Origin of the sequence: Rhodococcus qingshengii JCM 15477 (genome assembly GCF_023221595.1) — a bacterium.
GTDB lineage: Bacteria > Actinomycetota > Actinomycetes > Mycobacteriales > Mycobacteriaceae > Rhodococcus_F > Rhodococcus_F qingshengii.
In genome coordinates, this window is record NZ_CP096563.1 from 6,178,137 (window position 1) to 6,194,653 (window position 16,517).

The following is a 16,517-nucleotide window of genomic DNA, read 5'->3' on the forward strand; positions in this document are numbered from 1 at the left end:
TCGGCAGCTGTGGAGCCGCTGAGAATGGGACGCCGATCACGCCCTCCCTGCCGAGAAAGACCGTCGGCACGAACAGGTGCTCGGTCTCTCTCAGGGCGTTTTCAGCATCGTGTCTCTACGGTCGGGGATGTGAGTGAGACGACGAGATCTGAAGCCGCCCCGACTCAGCGAGTGATGCTGAGTAAGGTCCCCGAGATCACGGTCTGGTTCTGGATCATCAAGATCCTGTGCACGACTGTCGGTGAGAGCTTCGCCGACTGGATCAACATGACACTGGGGTTGGGACTGAATGCGACCGCACTCATTTTCACAGTGGTACTTGCCGTTGTCCTGGTGTGGCAGTTGCGCCTCAACCGCTACGTGCCGTTCGTCTACTGGCTGGCGGTTGTGGTGCTCAGCGTCGCCGGCACGCTCTACACCGACATCCTGACCGACGATCTGGGTGTGCCACTTGCGGTGAGTACGAGCGTCTTCGCGGCGGCTCTGGCCGTGGTCTTCGCTGTCTGGTTCGCCCGTGAAGGGACCTTGTCGATTCACAGCATCGTCTCGCTCCCGCGGGAAGTGTTCTACTGGCTCGCCGTTCTGGTCACGTTCGCCCTCGGCACCGCCGCGGGCGATTGGACACTCGAGATCACCGGGTGGGGGCCGGGCATCTCGGTCCTGCTGCCTGCTGGGTTGATCGTCTTGATCGTGATCGGCTGGCGGCTGGGCGCGAACGCGGTCCTCTCCTTCTGGCTCGCGTACGTGCTGACGCGTCCGCTCGGCGCCAACCTCGGCGACTGGGTGGCGTCCTCGTCCACCGATCGTGGTCTCGGTGCAGGTACGGCTCTCACCAGCGCAATTTTCCTCCTCTCGATCGTGGCCACGGTCGTCTACCTCACGATTACCCGCCGCGACCTCGTCACCGAACCCGAAATCCCACGCCCGCCGGCCGGCACACCGCCTCGGGGTCGCGAACGGATCATGCTCGGCTATTACGCCGGAGTCGCCGTCGCTGCCGGCGCACTGCTCGTGTGGGCCTCCGCCCAGCCGCACGAGGCCCTCGCGAGCGAAGAGGAAACCGGCACGGCCGCGGCGAGCGCGACCCTCACACCAGGGCAGGCCAGTGCCAGCTTCCCGTCCACAGACATCGCCACCTTCCGCACCATCACGCAGGACACACTGACGAAAGTCCAAGCCGGTGACCACACCGGCGCGGTTGCACGGATCAAAGACCTCGAAACCGCATGGGACGACGACGAAACATCCCTGCGCCCCCTTGACGCAACCGTTTGGGGCGCACTCGACGGCCGGATCGACAGCGCCCTCAAAGCGGTGCGGGCCAGCACACCCGATGCCGCAAACGAAACCCAAACTCTCACCGCACTGTTGACCGAACTTCAGTAGAGGACCACATGCGGCACACGCGTAACCCCGCAGTCGGCGGTCCACAAGAGCGCAGTGAAACAAGCTCCGCGTCAACGTCTCCCGCGTGAGTGCGGAGCCGAGGTGCTTGAGATCTCCCGAGGACAGTCCCGACGGGGGTTAGCACGCGTCACTGATGGTTTCATACGCACACGATGAGGACTCTTGTCCTTGTCGTGCGGCGAACACCCGGATAGTCCGTAGCGGCTGATTTCACGGGCTGTCGATCAATGCGCGCAACTTCCCAGAGATGGTGCTGATCAGTTGCACGGCTACGGCGTTCAGGGTTTTCTCAGGAGCAGAATGGCATCGTTGTCGACGGCGGTCGCGCTCCGCATTCACACGCATGCGCGCCTGCTCAGAAGCCCGCCCGGGTGCCGAAGGTCGGGCGGGCTTCTCTCGCGGCGCGCGATTGTTCAGGCCGTCAAACCCACACGCGTCGCCAGCCACGGAAGGGACTGTTCCAGCCCTGGCCCCCACACGTACCACGAGTGCCCGCCGGGAAGTTCGAGATACCGAATCGTCATACCGGCAGCCGCAGTCGCGTCAAGCACATGACGAGCTTGGGGAAGATCCGGATCCTCCTCTCCCGCAACGATTGTGCCGGCACTGCTCCTGAAGTCTCCGCTGTTGAGCACATCGAGAGGGTTGAATTTGCTGAACGCGTCACCGTTTCCGTCGAACACGCGATCCACGGTCAGCTCACGCGAGCCGAGGCTGGGTTCATCCTCCCCGGTGATGTCCACGAAAGTCGGATAGACCGTAGGCGCGTTCACCCCCAGCACAAGCGCACACGTTCCGCCCGCGGAGAATCCTCCGACTGCCCAGTGCCCGTGATCGGGATCGACCTGCAAGTTCGTCTCGATCCACACGGGGACGTCGACACTGAGATAGGTGAAGGCGTTCGCCGTCGGCGAGTCCATGCACAGAGGTTGCGAGAACTGATCGCCCAAAGAATCGGCCACCACGACGACAGGCGCCAACCCGGAATGATCATGCGCGTAGGCATCTGCCACCTCGTTCAACCGTCCACCGTCGAACCAATCTCGTGGAGTTCCGGGTTGGCCGGGCACCAGGACAAGTACCGGCAATTGCGCCCGTGGGGTGCTCAAGTATGCCGGCGGAAGATAGATCCAGGCGTCGCGGGCGCGGAATCCCGAGACGATTCCCGGAATCTCGACGGTAGTGACCACACCGTTCTCGGGCATGTCCGAAGGCGGTGACCACACTGCATCGAGCGATGCACCGGCATTCACAGTGACGAGGTTTTCGGTGCGGCCGGGGACGTGGTCGAAGTCGATTTCGTCCGCAAGGCTGACGCCGAGAACACCCCGCATGGTCGGGTATGTTCCGAACTCTTGATTGACCTGCGCCACGCCGCAGACCGCTATCGCACCGACCGCGACCATCGCGAGACCTTTCACCGCCCACGAGGTTCGGCGAAGCAGTGCGAGCGAGCCGGCCGCGAAGAGGATCCCCACCCACAACAATGCAACAGCAGGAAGAGCGTCCGGAAACGGCTTCCAGATCTTGTTCACCGCCACCGACAACCCGATCGCCGCAACAACGCCGATCCCCAAGCTCAGCGGCACACGAGCGAGCCACCACCGTCGTCCACGTCCGCTCAGCAGCCACGCCAACGCGAACGCACCCAGTGCGAGAATCAGCATTCGAACCGGCCCGTCGATCAGCGATACGTCCAGCAACACGACCACTCCTGCAGTTCCGATAGCCCTTCGCGGCGACCACTGTAAGCGAAGTAGATGACACCGACATGACGCCGCAACGTGAATTCGCCGCGCGGAGCGCTGACAGCCGGGAACCCTCCCCGCGACCGAGCGCCGCCGAGCTGGCAACCACAAGTGAGACAGCTATCGAAACATGGAAGGTAACAGACCGCCACTACATGCTGTTCCCTCACTGACACAACAGCTTTCACCGTCACCGGGAGCGAATCGGCGCCGCGATCGGTGAGGGTCGAGCCCACCACCGCGCCAAAAGCACGCGTAGATCGCCCCGACGGGGCCATTGTTGCACTCATCGAACCGCACTGAAATCGACCTCTGCGGACGACAACGCGGCCTGTTTTTTTCACGAACGTATCGCTCTCGAGGTGACGGAAGCCCGCTGTCGACAGCAAGCCGTGGTGCACCGCGTGTACGTCGCCGAGCTGAATTCGCCGTCGGAGTCCGTGGTACGTATCGCCGGTGGCATTCACGACCCGTCGAACTTCGCCGCAGTCGTCATCGAAGGAACCGCCGGCGAAAAGACCGAAGACTGTTGCGGAGTCGGCTCCGACAGCGTGATGTAGAAAAAGTCGCGACGGTCCGGCGCCAGATACCGATTCGGGTCTTGTTGAATATCAGGCATCAGGGTGGTCGGAGCCAACACACCCGACATGTCGGGCGCCCACGACGAGTACATCGTCATCCCGGAATGGATGTCGAGTTCCATACCGGTGACGGCGCCGGCGTCCACCAGTGCGCGGGCAAGGGTCGACAAGTTCATCGCGCCACCGGCGATGTAGATCAGATCACCGGACGCAGTGGTTCCGAGGGCCGAGCGCTGGGTGTACTGCAGCTGATTCTGTGCCGAGCCCCACCGATTGTCACTGTTGACATCCAAACCCTCCACCGCCGCACCGTGATCGACGATCAGCGCGAGATTTTGACGAACCGCGCTGATCGAGGGTCCCATTGCGTCGTCACGCCCCCATTGTTCAACTCTCAGATGGCCGGCACTGTCTACAACGGCGGACGCCTGCCCATCACGCAGTGGCCGATACTCGGTCCCGTCGAGGTAGAAACCGCCATCGATATCGTTCATCTTGAATCCCGAGTTGAACACGGCCACCAAACTCGGGATGTCAGTGGCTGGCACGTGCGCATCGCCCGGGGCATCACCACCGGGTTGGCTCGTGCCGGGCACAAGATGTGCGCTCACCGCGGCATATGCAACGATCGCAACGCCGGCCACGACGCTGCGATGTTCAGGATCGGGTTGAAACACCGACGTGTACGACCTGGCGACCCCGTGGACGTCTGCACGCCCCGGGGTCCACACCGGTGCGCTTTGCCCAGGCTCCGACGGAAGCACCGGTAGGTGAATTGCCGTCGTATCGGAGCCACCCGCGATCCCGACTGGGACAACGTACTGATGCAAGTCGGGTTGACTGTCGCTCGGCGGCTTTGCATATCGCCAATTCTCGTAGGCATCGAGAAGGTGTCCGCCGCCGTTGTCTCTGATCCAGGTCGACGTCTTGTCCGTCCATGTTGCATATCCGGGCGAGAGCAACGCCCTGCCGTAGGACATCGACATCAGCGCGAGCGTCACTGCGAAAACGATGCCCGTCATCCTCGCGGCCCGGCGGATCCGACCCGCGCGCGGTCGCGTAGCTCCACCCGACCGCTCTCTCGTACACAGGACAACCATCACCGTTCCTCACTGCCCCGATGCCTCCTTTCATCCTGCGCCCGGCAACCTGAAGCCTCGCTGAAGATCTCCCCACCGCATGCGCCGTCGAGGGGCCCACGAAGCCATCTCCGCCGACCTCGCACCGCCACGGATCACGCACGGAGAAGACATCAGACCGGACCGGAGACCTCACCCAAGTGCCGTGCCATCGAACTGCGCGCCCACCCCGGCATTCAGCGTTCCTTCAGAAGCAGCTGCGTAGCGTCGGCAATGGTTCGTCGAACTCACTGAGGATGAGCCGCTGGCGGGTGGTGCACCCAATTTCAGAGGGTTGGCGCACCACCTGCTTCGGGCTTCGTGCGAGGTGAGATCAGTGATCACACCTGCACCACCTGCCAGGCACCATCGTCCTTCGGATGAGGTGAGACGAGTGGTGAGCCAAGCCGACAGCTCACCACGTCACAGCCTGTCCGAAACAACGGTTTTCGTGCTTCTGGTCTGATTTGATGTGGAGATGAACAAGGCCTATGCCTCGGCACTCGTCTTGGTCTGTGCATCACTGGTGGTCGGATGCGGATCGAGCGATGCACCCACGATCCCCGCGCCGTCAACCTCGAGCGCTCCCTCATCGCGCCTGGCGACCCCCGAGACGCAGGACTCGGGCATATACGGGATCTTGGTGCCAGGAGTCGCCACCAATCCAACGCACATGGGTGCCGAATCGATCAGCTTCGACCTTCCTGGAATGAGCTTCGACGAGGCGGTGCGATGGATGGAAGCGCACCTGCCCCTGGAGGAGGATATCGACGGAATGATGCCGTGTGGCGCGAAGCAATCGGCGGGGATGCACAGTTGGTACTGGCGGGGCGGCGCGGATGCACCAACGGTTTCCGTGACGGTGTTCGATGCACCCATTACCCAGGTCGGCGTCTTCGGTGGCAGCGATCCAGGGGGATGTTGAGGGACGATCATCTCGGAAGCCGTAGGTTCGGGGAGGTCCATACGCGTCATCGCTGTGTCAGACAGGACAACTACGGCGATCGAAGAGATGGCGGAGCAACCTTGCCAGGTGCAAGGCATCGCGAACATCGGCCTTTCGACAAGCGATATCGCCATTCCCTGCCGCAGAAGAAGACCGGGTTCGGGTTGGCGGTCGAGATCGGCAGCGGGTGGCGAGGCCCGCGTGTCACGTACCGAGTACCTGTCCGACGCCCAGTAGGCGTTCATCGAGCTCCTGCTGCCGTCTGTCAGCGAACAGGGTGGACGTCCGTTCCGCAACAACCGCCGGGTCGTCGGGGCATCGTCTACCGGTACCGGGTCGGTGTGCCGTGCCTGCCGAATTCGGGCCGTGGGCAGACGATCTGGAAACATCACCGCCGCTCAGCAGCCGGTGCGGGCATTCGACAGGCAGGATGGTCCCCGTGAGTGCACACGCAGGCCTGCTCCTGGCGGTCGCGATCCCCGCCAGCGGCCTGGCCGTGTTCACGTTGGTCTTCTTCCTGCTCGGCCGCAGGATGCGGCGGCTGCGTCGCGAAGGTCGTGCCACGTACCCCGCGAAGACCACACCCGGCAGCAACGACTTCTCCAGCAACGTCATGTGAGCCCCCCGAGCGGCCCTGCAATCCGGGAACTGGCCCGGGGGTGCCACCAGCACCGGCACCCACGTGCCTTGGGAGTGAAAGGGCAATCGCGTGACGACACCTCGCGCCTATCTCGACGCTGTTGCAGAGATACGTTGATCGAGGGATGCCCCCGAAGCCGACGGGACGTCCGGGCAGGAAGTTCTCGGATGCGCGGTTGATGGTTCGAGGGATCATCTACCGCTATCGGCGCGTGATCGCGTGGCGTGATCTTCCCGAGTCGTTCGGGCCGTGGCAGACGGTGTGGACCTGGCATCACCGGATGGCTGTCGAGGGCACCTGGGACAAGGTGCTGACGACGCTCACCGCGCAGGCGGACGCGGAGGGGCTGATCGATTGATCGCTGTCGGTGGACTCGACGATCACTCGCGCGCATCAGCATGCGACGAACACGATCCGCCCCACAGGGGGATGGGTCGAACTACACGAATCCAGCGGTCGAGCCGCCTGATCACGGGATCGGCCGCTCGCGGGGTGGGTTGTCGACCAAGATCCATCAGCTCGTCGACGGCAACGGGCTGCCTCTGATCACGCTGATCACTCCCGGCCAGGCCGGGGATTCTCCGATGCTGTTGCCGCTTCCGGAGCAGTTGCGCGTCGGACGGCAGATCGGGCGACCGCGGACGAGACCGGATGCGGTCCGCGGAGACAAAGCGTACTCGTCCCGCGCGACCCGGACGCAACTGCGCGAGCGCGGCATCAAGGCCGTCATCCCTGAACCCAGAGACCAGCAGGGGCACCGCGAACGTCGCGGCCCGCGAGGCGGCAGGCCTGTCGTCCTCGACGCCGCCGATCACAAGAACCGCAACGTAATCGAACGCCGGTTCTGCCACACCAAAGCAATGGCGAGGCCTCGCCACCCGCTACGACAAACACGCGATCGTCTACCGAGCTGCCGTCCTCATCCACGCCGCAATCGCCTGGACCCACGCTTTGTCAGACACGCCCTAACCCTTCCCCGAGCGGCCGGATCTGGCTCCATCTCGCCACATCCGGCCGCCTGTGACCGGATCACCCGTTGTCAGTCGAGTCTGTCCGCGCTGTCCACCTCGGCGACGTCCCCACTCGACGCCGTGGGGAACCGGCGCCGAAGTACGGTCGCCCACACCGACACAGCTAGAAGAACCACCGCCAACACCACCAGACCGACCACACTCACCCTGGTAGCTACGCGCTCGTAGGTCGCTCCGGCCACCGCACCGACCGACATCCACGTGCACACCCACAGCACCGCTGACGGAACCTGCGCGAGGGCAAACCTCCGATAGCTCATCCCCGCCGATCCCACCAGCCGTGGTGTCATGGTGCGGACGCCGGCGAACCACTGACACAGCACGATCGCCAAGGCGCCTCGCCTCTCCATCAGGGCCAGCGCCCGTAGTTCGATCGACCGTGACCGGGAGCTGAATCGGCTGAAATGTTTGCCCACAACAGATTTGACCCGGTGACGATTGTTTCCGGACCTTCGGGTGCTGCGGGCGCATCGACCTCTGGCGTAGGCAAAATGGCCTCCACCGATCTCGCAGGCGATCGCCACGACACACGCCGAGACCGGGTGAACGGCGCCCGAGCTGCCGAGATAGCCGAGGGCAAGGACCGCGGTCATGCCGGGAAGGACCACACCGATCAGAGTGCCCACTTCCGCGGTGATCAGGACTCCACTGACCACCAACAGCCAGACTGGAGAAAGCCCGGCCAAAAAGTCAGAGGGAAATCGCACGAGTCATCGGCCGCCCGCATCGGTACACCAGCGCAGGCGGCGCATTGCGCCACACAACAGGACCACGCACGACCTCGGAGAATGTTCCGTGCAACGCAATTCGGAAATCATGGGCTCTCGGCAGCCAATGTGCGTGTGGATAGGCCAGGACGCTCACACGTCCCTCCCGTGTCAGGACCTCCGCGATCTGATCGAGAATCGCCCGCTGCTTTCCTACATCGATGAGCGACCACGGGAGGGCGCAGACAATCGCGTCCACACGATCCACTCCAGCGGCGTCCAACAGGCCGGTCAGATCACAGGCGTCACCCCAGATCGTCTCGACCCGCGGCCTCGTGCGCCGCAGATGTGCCACCAAATCGCCATCCACCTCCACCGCGATATGACGACCACCCGTGGGCAACCGCGCGGCGATGGCATCGGAGACCGAACCCGTGCCTGGACCCAACTCGACGACAACTGGAGCACAGTCAATCGGTACCACCGCTGCCAGTTCCGTCGCGATCAGTGCCGAACTGGGTGCGATCGCACCGATTGTAAACGGCTTTCGGAGAACGGCTTTCGCAAATTGCCAATTGTTGTTCTGGTTCGATGTCATCGCGTCAACGATCCTCAGAACGATGTGTTCCCACATCGTCCCCCGGGACTGAATTTCTCGCAGTTCTCTCCGTGCTTACACCTAAGGGCCGATACCTAAGGGACTCGAATCGCCAACTCGGGGTACCACATAAGGGTCGCAACAGAATTCACAACGCCTTCAGGCCGACGACGAACATCTCCTGCCTCGCGTTGTAGTCATCTCGTCCGCATCTCGTCCATGAAAGTCGTGACATATGTTCTGCCCGTGATGAATTCGTGCGCGCCGGAAATGGTGCCACAACCACGAACTACCCCCGAGGTGGAATCCGGGCGATCACCCCCTAGTGCCGAGCAAGACAGGCTCCGGCTGATCCGCCAAACATCGCCCCTAGCTCTCCCCTTATGGGCGGTGGGCAGTTCGAATCGGCCATCACATGGTGCTGCGGCTTCACTTCACGATGGGGAATGCCTCCCATTTCCAGTCGGGCACGAATGGCGACTCCATCGCCCCCGGCGGAAACGAGCGACAGATCGAAGTCAGGCAGCGCAGGATCGCGCCTCGACCCATCGTGGCCTTGTTCTCGGTCGTCGTGTTGTGACTGTATGCATTCCAGCGAGCCGGTGCCGCCCGGCCACTCCCCGGAGGTCGGTATCCGCGGATCCGTCGCTGCCGGTGAGTTTCGGATCCCTTGGGCCACATCTCCGCAGAACTAATTGGCGCGGTTGCAACGGATCCGGCCGGCGAGCAGTGCACGGACGATTCGTTCGACGCCGCCGCATTGGCGATAGCCGCGCCATCGTCGTGTTGTCGGAGTCTCTGTCGTTGACGAAGTGAGCCTCGTCAACGTCCGGGCCGCGCTACCCTTCGATTCGGCAGGGCACGCGCGAGGCCAGGAAAAATGGGGGTAGACAGGTTGGCCGATTTCGCCCGTTTCGTCGAAGAAGTCTCGGAAGTCTTCAACGCCCACATCGTGGACGAAGGCAAGGTGGGAGCGTTCGTCGTATTGGTGTCTTTCCTGATCGCATTCGTCGGTGTCCGGATGATCACGCACGCTGTGCGGCGCGGTGGCAGTCTTTTTCGGGATGTCCGGGTCGCGGGAACTCATGTCCACCACCTGGTGCCCGGCATCGTGCTGCTCCTGGTGACCGGGTATCTCGCGTTCGCCGCCGGCTACGGGAATCGGCCGGTCGTTGCTGCACTGTTCGGTATCGGTGCAGCGCTGACGTTGGACGAGTTCGCCTTGTGGCTGCACCTTCGTGACGTGTATTGGGAGCGGGCGGGTAAACGCTCCGTCGATGTGGTACTCGCCGCAGCTGCAGTCGGCGCTCTGGTGGTGCTCGGCCTGGACTTCTGGGAGGCGTTCCTGAGGGCGGGTGCACGACTATTTCAGGGGGAGTAAGCATCCTGCCTCCGCAGGTCGGTCCGCGCACCGAGATCACGAGGGTTCGGTCGCTACACGTCACGCGCATTCGGTAGGTGCGCCGCGAACGGCCTTGTTCTCGCTCGTGTCCGAGCTCGACAACGTGAACGCCGGGAGTTCGCACCAGACTGCAGCGCAGCGCATCGCTCTGCCAGTCGGGTGGATCCTCGATCAACGCGACTCGCCTCGTGACTGCGTCGACGTGTGCAGGTCCACCAGAGCCCTATGGGACGCCGATCAGGGGGCTCTCAACGTTTTCACAGCTACCACGGCGAAAACTGGCCATATGTCTGGAACCCTCGACACGGTGCGTGTGCTCGTGACGGAGATTCGGACCGAGTCAGCGACCGCGGAGGTCGCGCTCTGGACGATCTCGATCTCGGTCGCGGCGTACGTCGGTGCAGCGATCGCGGGCCGGAAAGCCCGCGCCCGCGGCGCTGACGCGCTCTCGGCAGCACACGGTTGGGGTGCAACGCGGTTCGCGGCGTTGGTGGCGATGTTCGCCCTCGTGACGGTGCAGGTCAGCGCGGCGGGTTGGTTGACCGGGGCGGACGCTGCAACGCTCGATTGGTATGCCGCGCATCGGTTCGGCGCAGCGACGTCGGTGGCGGTGGTGATCACCGAGGTCGCCAGCCCGGTCGGGCTCGCGGTCATTGCAGTGGTAACCGCTGCTCTGGTGTCGTGGCGTCGGCGCTCGTGGGCGCCGGGAGTGCTGATCGTGGGCACGGTGGTGGCCGCGGCGGCAACAAGCACCGTCACGAAGATGATCGTCGGACGCCCGCGGCCGGCGGAGGCTGCCGAACTCGTCACCTGGGTGGATTGGTCGTATCCGTCGGGGCACGTGACCGGGATCGTTGCCCTTGCCGGGGCGCTGTGGGTTGTCGATGGCGCGCGTGTGCGGACCACTTCTACCCGCGTTGGTGTAGGGGCCGCGGCCGTGTTCGTGGTGGCTCTTGTCGCGGGGACCGGGCTCTACCTCAACGGGTGCTGGCTGACCGATGTGATCGCAGGCGTGCTGCTCGGCGCAGCGGTCGCTACTGCCGCGTCATTGGTTGCCGCGGTCTTCGCGGTCAGGCATCTGCCGGCCGCCTCCGTCCCCACCGACGATCTCCTCCGCAGGACAATCGCCGACCGTCCTTGCCTGGTAAGTCCGGATGCCGCACAGTGGAATCAAGGGATCGGCCACGGACGTCGGCCGGAATCGACCAGGTGATCTCATGCCCGAACTCATAAACCGACTCGTCGATTGTCAGGTCCGGCTCCGTGCGGCACCGGCCGAGAACCACCTGCGCGCCGTGGTCCTCCGAATTCCTGCTCACGGCGCTGGACGGGGCGGCACCAGAATCCCCCGGACCGAAAGCACTGGACCGACGTGCATCAACCGTTTGATCGTCGATCGTCCACGAAATCAACAGTTCCCGAGTGCATCGCGGAGGTCACCATGAGGTTTCGCAGCAGCCGCGTCACCCTGATCACGGGACTCCTGGCCGCAGCAGTGGCAGGCGGTTGCGGACAGAGCCCGTCGACGACGGGCACCGTCCCGAGCGCCTCGTCGTCGGTACCCAGTGCGGCTCCCGAGAGCAACACGGCCGGCGACATCCCCGACAACCAGGTGTACGTGACCTTCACCTCACCCGACAATCTGTTCACCGTATCCGTTCCCGAGGGCTGGTCACGGAGCACGGTCGGCGCCGACACCGTCTTCTCGGACAAATTCAACTCCATCAGAGTCCAAACCGCCGCCCGCGCCGATGCACCCACGGTCGACTCGGCGGCGTCGGAGGAACTCACCCCGATCGCGGCCACGACCCCCGGCTACATCCCCGGGGCGGTGTCCACGGTCCAGCGCGGCGCGGGGCAGGCCATTCTGATCACCTACACGGCAACCTCGACAGCTGACCCCGTGACCGGGAAGTCCGTCAGCGAGGCAGTCGAGCGCTACGAATTCTGGCGGGGCGGCCACGAAGTGGTCCTGACACTGACCGGCGCCCACGGCGCCGACAACGTCGACCCGTGGCGCGCCGTGACCGATTCGCTGCAGTGGTCGTGATGGCCGCCGAACCCGCCATGCAGGCGTCGTCGCTGTATCGGTTCTACCGCGCCGGCGACGAGGAAACCTTGGCGCTGCAAGGGGTTTCCGTGACCGCCTCGCGAGGAGAATTCATCGTTGTCGCCGGCCCGTCCGGGTCGGGAAAGTCCACCCTTCTCGCATGTCTGGCTGGAATGGACGATCCCGACGGGGGAAGTGTGCGCATCGCCGGCCAGCGGATCAGCAACCAACCTGCGCCCGTGCAGGCACGAATACGCGCCCGTCATGTCGGGATGCTCTTCCAGGACGCAAATCTCCTCGAACACTTGACTCTGACACAGAACATCGCCCTTGTGAGGGGCCTGGTCCGTCGCCGCGACCGCGTGAACACCGTGAACCTACTTGTAGAACTGGGACTTGCCGACCGCGCCGCGGCCTACCCGAGCCAACTCTCCGGCGGCGAACTGGCCCGCGCCGCACTGTCGGTCGCGCTCGCCAACGCACCGACCGTCCTGCTCGCCGACGAACCCACCGGCGAGCTCGACAGCGTCACCGAATCCGCGGTCCTCGACCTGCTTACCGTGGCCGCCGGCGGCGGCACCGCGATCGTCGTGGCCAGCCACAGCGCCGCGGTCGCTGCCGCAGCGACCCGGGTGATCACCCTCGAAGACGGGAGGGTGCGCCCTTGACCGGACACAGCTCGCGCGCCGCACCCGATCCAAGCGCATCGCGCATCGTGGTCGAATGCGTCGGGCTCGGCCGCACCTACGGTACCGGCGCGGCAGCGGTGACGGCAGTAGCCGAGGTGAGCTTCGCGCTGCCTACCTCTGCTCGGGTCGCGCTGGTCGGCCCCTCCGGATCCGGAAAGACCACACTGCTGCATCTGATCGCCGGTCTCGACACGCCCACCACCGGCACCGTGCGATGGCCGGCGCTACGCGACATCCGCCGGGGCCGGGCCGCGAAGGTCGGGGTGGTGTTCCAGGGGCCGAGCCTGCTGCCTGCCCTGGACGTGACCGAAAACGTCGCTCTGCCACTGCTGTTCGCAGGTAAGTCCGCGGACCAGGCGATGCAGCACGCCGGTATCGCCATCACCCTCCTGCAGATCGGCGAGCTCGCCGACAGGCTGCCGGACGAACTTTCCGGTGGACAGGCCCAGAGGGCCGCGATCGCCCGGGTCCTCGCAGCACGCCCCAAGCTGATCCTTGCTGACGAACCCACCGGCCAACTCGACCACGACACCGCGGCCAGAACCATCGCCGTGCTCCTCGACACCGCTGACGCGATCGACGCGGCCGTGATCATCGCCACCCACGACCCGGCTGTCGCGGACCGTCTGACCACCCGGTGGACGATGTGCGACGGCAGACTCGACACCGGCAGCGCAGTCACCGGCCCCGGAGCCGGCGTGGCGGCCGGGGCGATCGATATCGGCGGCGACACACCATGATCGGGAATTGGACACGAGGACTGCTGCGTCGGCGAAGCGCTCGACTGACCGCGACGGCCGTTGGGGTCGCCGCCTCCGTCGCCGCGCTCGCCGGCATCGGCATCTTCCTCGCCGCCGCGCAGAGCTCGATGACCGATCGCGCCGCTCGCAGTGTCGTCGTCGACTGGCAGGTGCAGGTCGAACCCACCGCCTCCCCAGGCGGCGTCCTCGACCTGGTGCGCGCCACCGACGGAGTGCGGACCGCGGTCCCGGTCGGGTTCGCCCACTCGAGCGGCTTCGTCTCCTCCGCCGCGGACACCGCAGCGACCACCGGACCGGGCATCGTCCTGGGGCTACCCGACGGATACAGCACCAACTTCCCCGGCGCACTGCGCACTCTGACCGGCACGGACAGCGGGGTCCTCCTCGCTCAGCAGACCGCCGCGAACCTGCACGTCACGCCCGGTGACACCGTCGAGATCGGACGGGCCGGTCTTGCCCCGGTACCGGTGATGGTGGACGCAGTCGTGGAGCTACCGCAGGCGAACTCGCTGTTCCAGACCATCGGCGCACCGCCGGCGGCGCAACCGGTCGCGCCGCCGGACAACGTGATCTTGATCGACCAGGCTCGATGGCACACCCTGTTCGACCCGCTGGCCGCCGCACGTCCCGACCTCGTCACCACCGAAATACATGCCGCACTCGATCACTCGCTGCCGAGCGATCCGGCGTCCGCCTACCGTGTGGTGACCGCCTCGGCTCACAATCTCGAGGCCCGCAGCGCTGGCACGGCGTTGGTCGGGGACAACCTCGGTGCGAGTCTGGGCGCCGCCCGCTCGGATGCCGCCTACGCGCAGGTGCTGTTCTTGTTCCTCGGGTTGCCCGCCGCGGTGCTGGCGGGCCTGTTGACCGCCACTGTCGTTGCGACCGGGCAGGTGCGCCGCCGGCAGGAGCAGTCGCTGCTTCGTGCCCGCGGCGCCTGCCGGAGCCAGCTGGTCCGGCTGGCCGCGGTCGAAGCGGTCGTGGTCGGTGTGGGCGGGAGCGTCGTGGGACTGATCGTCGCGGGCCTCGCCGGCTGGGCCACGTTCGGATCCGCACGGTTCGGCGCCACCACCGCCGGTGCCGTCGGATGGGCCGCAGCGGCAGCGGCCACAGGACTGGCGGTGGCAGCGTCCGCGGTGCTGGCGCCGGCCTGGCGAGACCTGCGCCGGATGAACGTTACCGCCGGTCGGGCCACCGTCACCGCCATCGGCCCTCCCCTGTGGGTCCGGTTCAAGGTGGATATAGCGTTGCTCGTCGCGTCCGGTGTGCTGTTCTGGCTGACCAGCCGAAACGGCTACGAACTGGTTCTCGCACCAGAGGGCGTGCCCACCATTTCGGTGTCCTACTGGGCCTTCGCCGCGCCCGCCCTGCTCTGGGCGGGTGCCGCACTGCTGATCTGGCGGCTCTCCGACCTGATTCTCGGTCGCGGACGCCGCATCATCAGGACCATCCTGCGTCCGTACGCCGGATCCCTGTCGCAGACCGTGGCCAATTCCGTTTCCCGCCAACGGCGTCCACTCGCTCGAGGAATCGTGCTGCTTGCACTGGCACTGGCATTCGCGTTCTCCACCGCGACATTCAATGCCACCTACCGAGCCCAAGCCGAAGCGGACGCGCAGCTCACGAACGGTGCCGATGTCACCGTCACCGAGTCGCCCGGCAACCCGGTGCCCCCTGCTGCCGGGACCACGTTGTCGGCCGTCCCGGGCGTCGCGGCGGTCGAACCGATCCAGCATCGCTTCGCGTACATCGGCGCCGACCTGCAGGACCTCTACGGGGTCGACCCGTCCAGCATCACCAGCGTCACCACGGTGCGCGACAGCTATTTCCGCGGCGGTACCGCCACCGAACTCATGAATCAGCTTCGCGCGCAACCGGATTCGATTCTGGTCAGTGCCGAAACTGTCAAGGACTTCCAACTCTCCCCCGGCGACACCGTCAACCTGCGCCTGCAGGACGAGCGCACCCACCAACTGGCCACCGTTCCGTTCCACTACGTGGGAGTGGTCGCCGAGTTCCCCACCGCCCCCAAGGACAGCTTCTTCGTCGCCAACGCGGCATACGTCGCCGTACAGACGGGCAGCGATGCGGTCGGCGCCTTCCTGATCGACACGGGAGGCACCGGCACCGCCGCGGTCGCCGAACGCATCCGAGCGGTCATCGGGACCAGCGCGACGGTCACCGACATCACCACCACACGAGGCGAAGTCGGATCCAGCCTCACTTCAGTGAACCTCGCCGGTCTGACGCGAATCGAGCTCGGCTACGGCTTCGTCCTCGCTGCCGCCGCTGGGGCACTGGTACTGGCGCTGGGGCTGGCCGAGCGACGACGTGGTTTCGCGATTGCGAGTGCGTTGGGCGGCAGTGCCCGACAGCTGCGGTCGTTCGTCGTTGCCGAGGCAGGTGTCCTCATTGTGGGCGGTCTGCTCGCCGGCAGTCTGACCGGCTGGGTGCTCTCGGAAATGCTCGTCACAGTGCTCACCGGCGTATTCGACCCGCCGCCGACATCGCTCACGGTGCCCTGGACGTATCTCGCCGCCGTCGGCTCCACACTCGTCGTGGTGGTCGTCGTCGTCGCAGCAACGACCAGTCACCTCGCTCGCCGGGCACCACTGACCGCGTTACGAGAGTTGTGACCTGCTGTCGGGAGACCGCATACGCACCACGCGACGATTCTTCCCGCACCTACACAGCGCCGGATACAACGCGGGACGAAAATGCACATAAACATGAATAGGGGCGCGTACCCGCACAGGACATCACAAATCGCACACGCCCGTTCACCAATCGTGAGAGGTCACGCACGAACGCCTGGCCGAACTCATGGTGGGCCACAGTC

Annotated in this window: 13 protein-coding genes and 1 pseudogene; 10 read left to right on the forward strand and 4 right to left on the reverse strand. The window is 65.2% G+C overall.

Features of this window, described 5'->3' with window-relative positions; all coding sequences use genetic code 11:
* Nucleotides 1-129: 129 nt before the first annotated feature.
* Nucleotides 130-1,386, forward strand: coding sequence for a COG4705 family protein (locus M0639_RS28565; RefSeq protein ID WP_064074364.1), 1,257 nt, complete (start codon nt 130-132; stop codon nt 1,384-1,386).
* Nucleotides 1,387-1,820: 434 nt separating this feature from the next.
* Here the strand turns inward: M0639_RS28565 and M0639_RS28570 are convergent, their stop codons facing one another.
* Together M0639_RS28570 and M0639_RS28575 are read right to left on the reverse strand one after the other, a co-directional pair.
* Entirely contained in the window at nt 1,821-3,113 is a 1,293-nt protein-coding gene (locus M0639_RS28570) for an alpha/beta hydrolase (RefSeq protein ID WP_139799839.1), read from the reverse strand.
* A gap of 505 nt (nt 3,114-3,618) precedes the next feature.
* Nucleotides 3,619-4,737 carry a phosphodiester glycosidase family protein gene (locus tag M0639_RS28575; RefSeq protein WP_197486165.1) on the reverse strand — a complete coding sequence of 373 codons (1,119 nt, stop codon included), beginning with the start codon at nt 4,735-4,737 and terminating at the stop codon, nt 3,619-3,621.
* 595 nt (nt 4,738-5,332) lie between these two features.
* On the opposite strand from M0639_RS28575, the gene M0639_RS28580 reads away from it, so the two are divergent.
* The 3 genes and pseudogenes from M0639_RS28580 (at nt 5,333) to M0639_RS35225 (ending at nt 7,409) form a co-directional block, all read left to right on the forward strand.
* Nucleotides 5,333-5,779, forward strand: a complete 447-nt coding sequence (locus M0639_RS28580; RefSeq protein ID WP_156525028.1) for a hypothetical protein — start codon at nt 5,333-5,335, stop codon at nt 5,777-5,779.
* A 460-nt stretch (nt 5,780-6,239) separates the two neighbouring features.
* A complete protein-coding gene (locus tag M0639_RS28585) occupies nt 6,240-6,419 on the forward strand; it encodes a hypothetical protein (RefSeq protein WP_054800747.1) in 180 nt (59 codons plus the stop codon).
* A 145-nt stretch (nt 6,420-6,564) separates the two neighbouring features.
* Nucleotides 6,565-7,409 (forward strand): annotated as a pseudogene (locus M0639_RS35225) (IS5 family transposase).
* Nucleotides 7,410-7,479: 70 nt separating this feature from the next.
* Here the strand turns inward: M0639_RS35225 and M0639_RS28600 are convergent.
* Together M0639_RS28600 and M0639_RS28605 are read right to left on the reverse strand one after the other, a co-directional pair.
* Nucleotides 7,480-8,127 carry a DedA family protein gene (locus tag M0639_RS28600; protein ID WP_064074359.1) on the reverse strand — a complete coding sequence of 216 codons (648 nt, stop codon included), beginning with the start codon at nt 8,125-8,127 and terminating at the stop codon, nt 7,480-7,482.
* A gap of 34 nt (nt 8,128-8,161) precedes the next feature.
* Complete coding sequence (locus M0639_RS28605) at nt 8,162-8,776, reverse strand: class I SAM-dependent methyltransferase (RefSeq protein ID WP_064074409.1); 615 nt, start codon at nt 8,774-8,776, stop codon at nt 8,162-8,164.
* A gap of 880 nt (nt 8,777-9,656) precedes the next feature.
* Here M0639_RS28605 and M0639_RS28610 point away from each other — a divergent pair.
* The 6 genes from M0639_RS28610 to M0639_RS28635 all read left to right on the forward strand — a co-directional run bounded on the left by M0639_RS28610 (nt 9,657) and on the right by M0639_RS28635 (nt 16,314).
* On the forward strand, nt 9,657-10,157 hold the full coding sequence (locus M0639_RS28610) for a hypothetical protein (RefSeq protein WP_064074358.1): 501 nt from the start codon (nt 9,657-9,659) through the stop codon (nt 10,155-10,157).
* Nucleotides 10,158-10,464: 307 nt separating this feature from the next.
* Nucleotides 10,465-11,391, forward strand: coding sequence for a phosphatase PAP2 family protein (locus tag M0639_RS28615; protein WP_139799837.1), 927 nt, complete (start codon nt 10,465-10,467; stop codon nt 11,389-11,391).
* Nucleotides 11,392-11,619: 228 nt separating this feature from the next.
* Complete coding sequence (locus M0639_RS28620; protein WP_064074407.1) at nt 11,620-12,228, forward strand: hypothetical protein; 609 nt, start codon at nt 11,620-11,622, stop codon at nt 12,226-12,228.
* Nucleotides 12,192-12,896 carry an ATP-binding cassette domain-containing protein gene (locus M0639_RS28625; RefSeq protein ID WP_306669955.1) on the forward strand — a complete coding sequence of 235 codons (705 nt, stop codon included), beginning with the start codon at nt 12,192-12,194 and terminating at the stop codon, nt 12,894-12,896. Before M0639_RS28620 ends, M0639_RS28625 begins: the two co-directional genes overlap by 37 nt.
* The gene (locus M0639_RS28630; protein ID WP_064074356.1) at nt 12,893-13,657 is read left to right on the forward strand and encodes an ABC transporter ATP-binding protein; all 765 of its coding nucleotides are present in this window, start codon (nt 12,893-12,895) and stop codon (nt 13,655-13,657) included. Before M0639_RS28625 ends, M0639_RS28630 begins: the two co-directional genes overlap by 4 nt.
* On the forward strand, nt 13,654-16,314 hold the full coding sequence (locus M0639_RS28635) for an FtsX-like permease family protein (RefSeq protein WP_064074355.1): 2,661 nt from the start codon (nt 13,654-13,656) through the stop codon (nt 16,312-16,314). Before M0639_RS28630 ends, M0639_RS28635 begins: the two co-directional genes overlap by 4 nt.
* Nucleotides 16,315-16,517 lie beyond the last annotated feature (203 nt).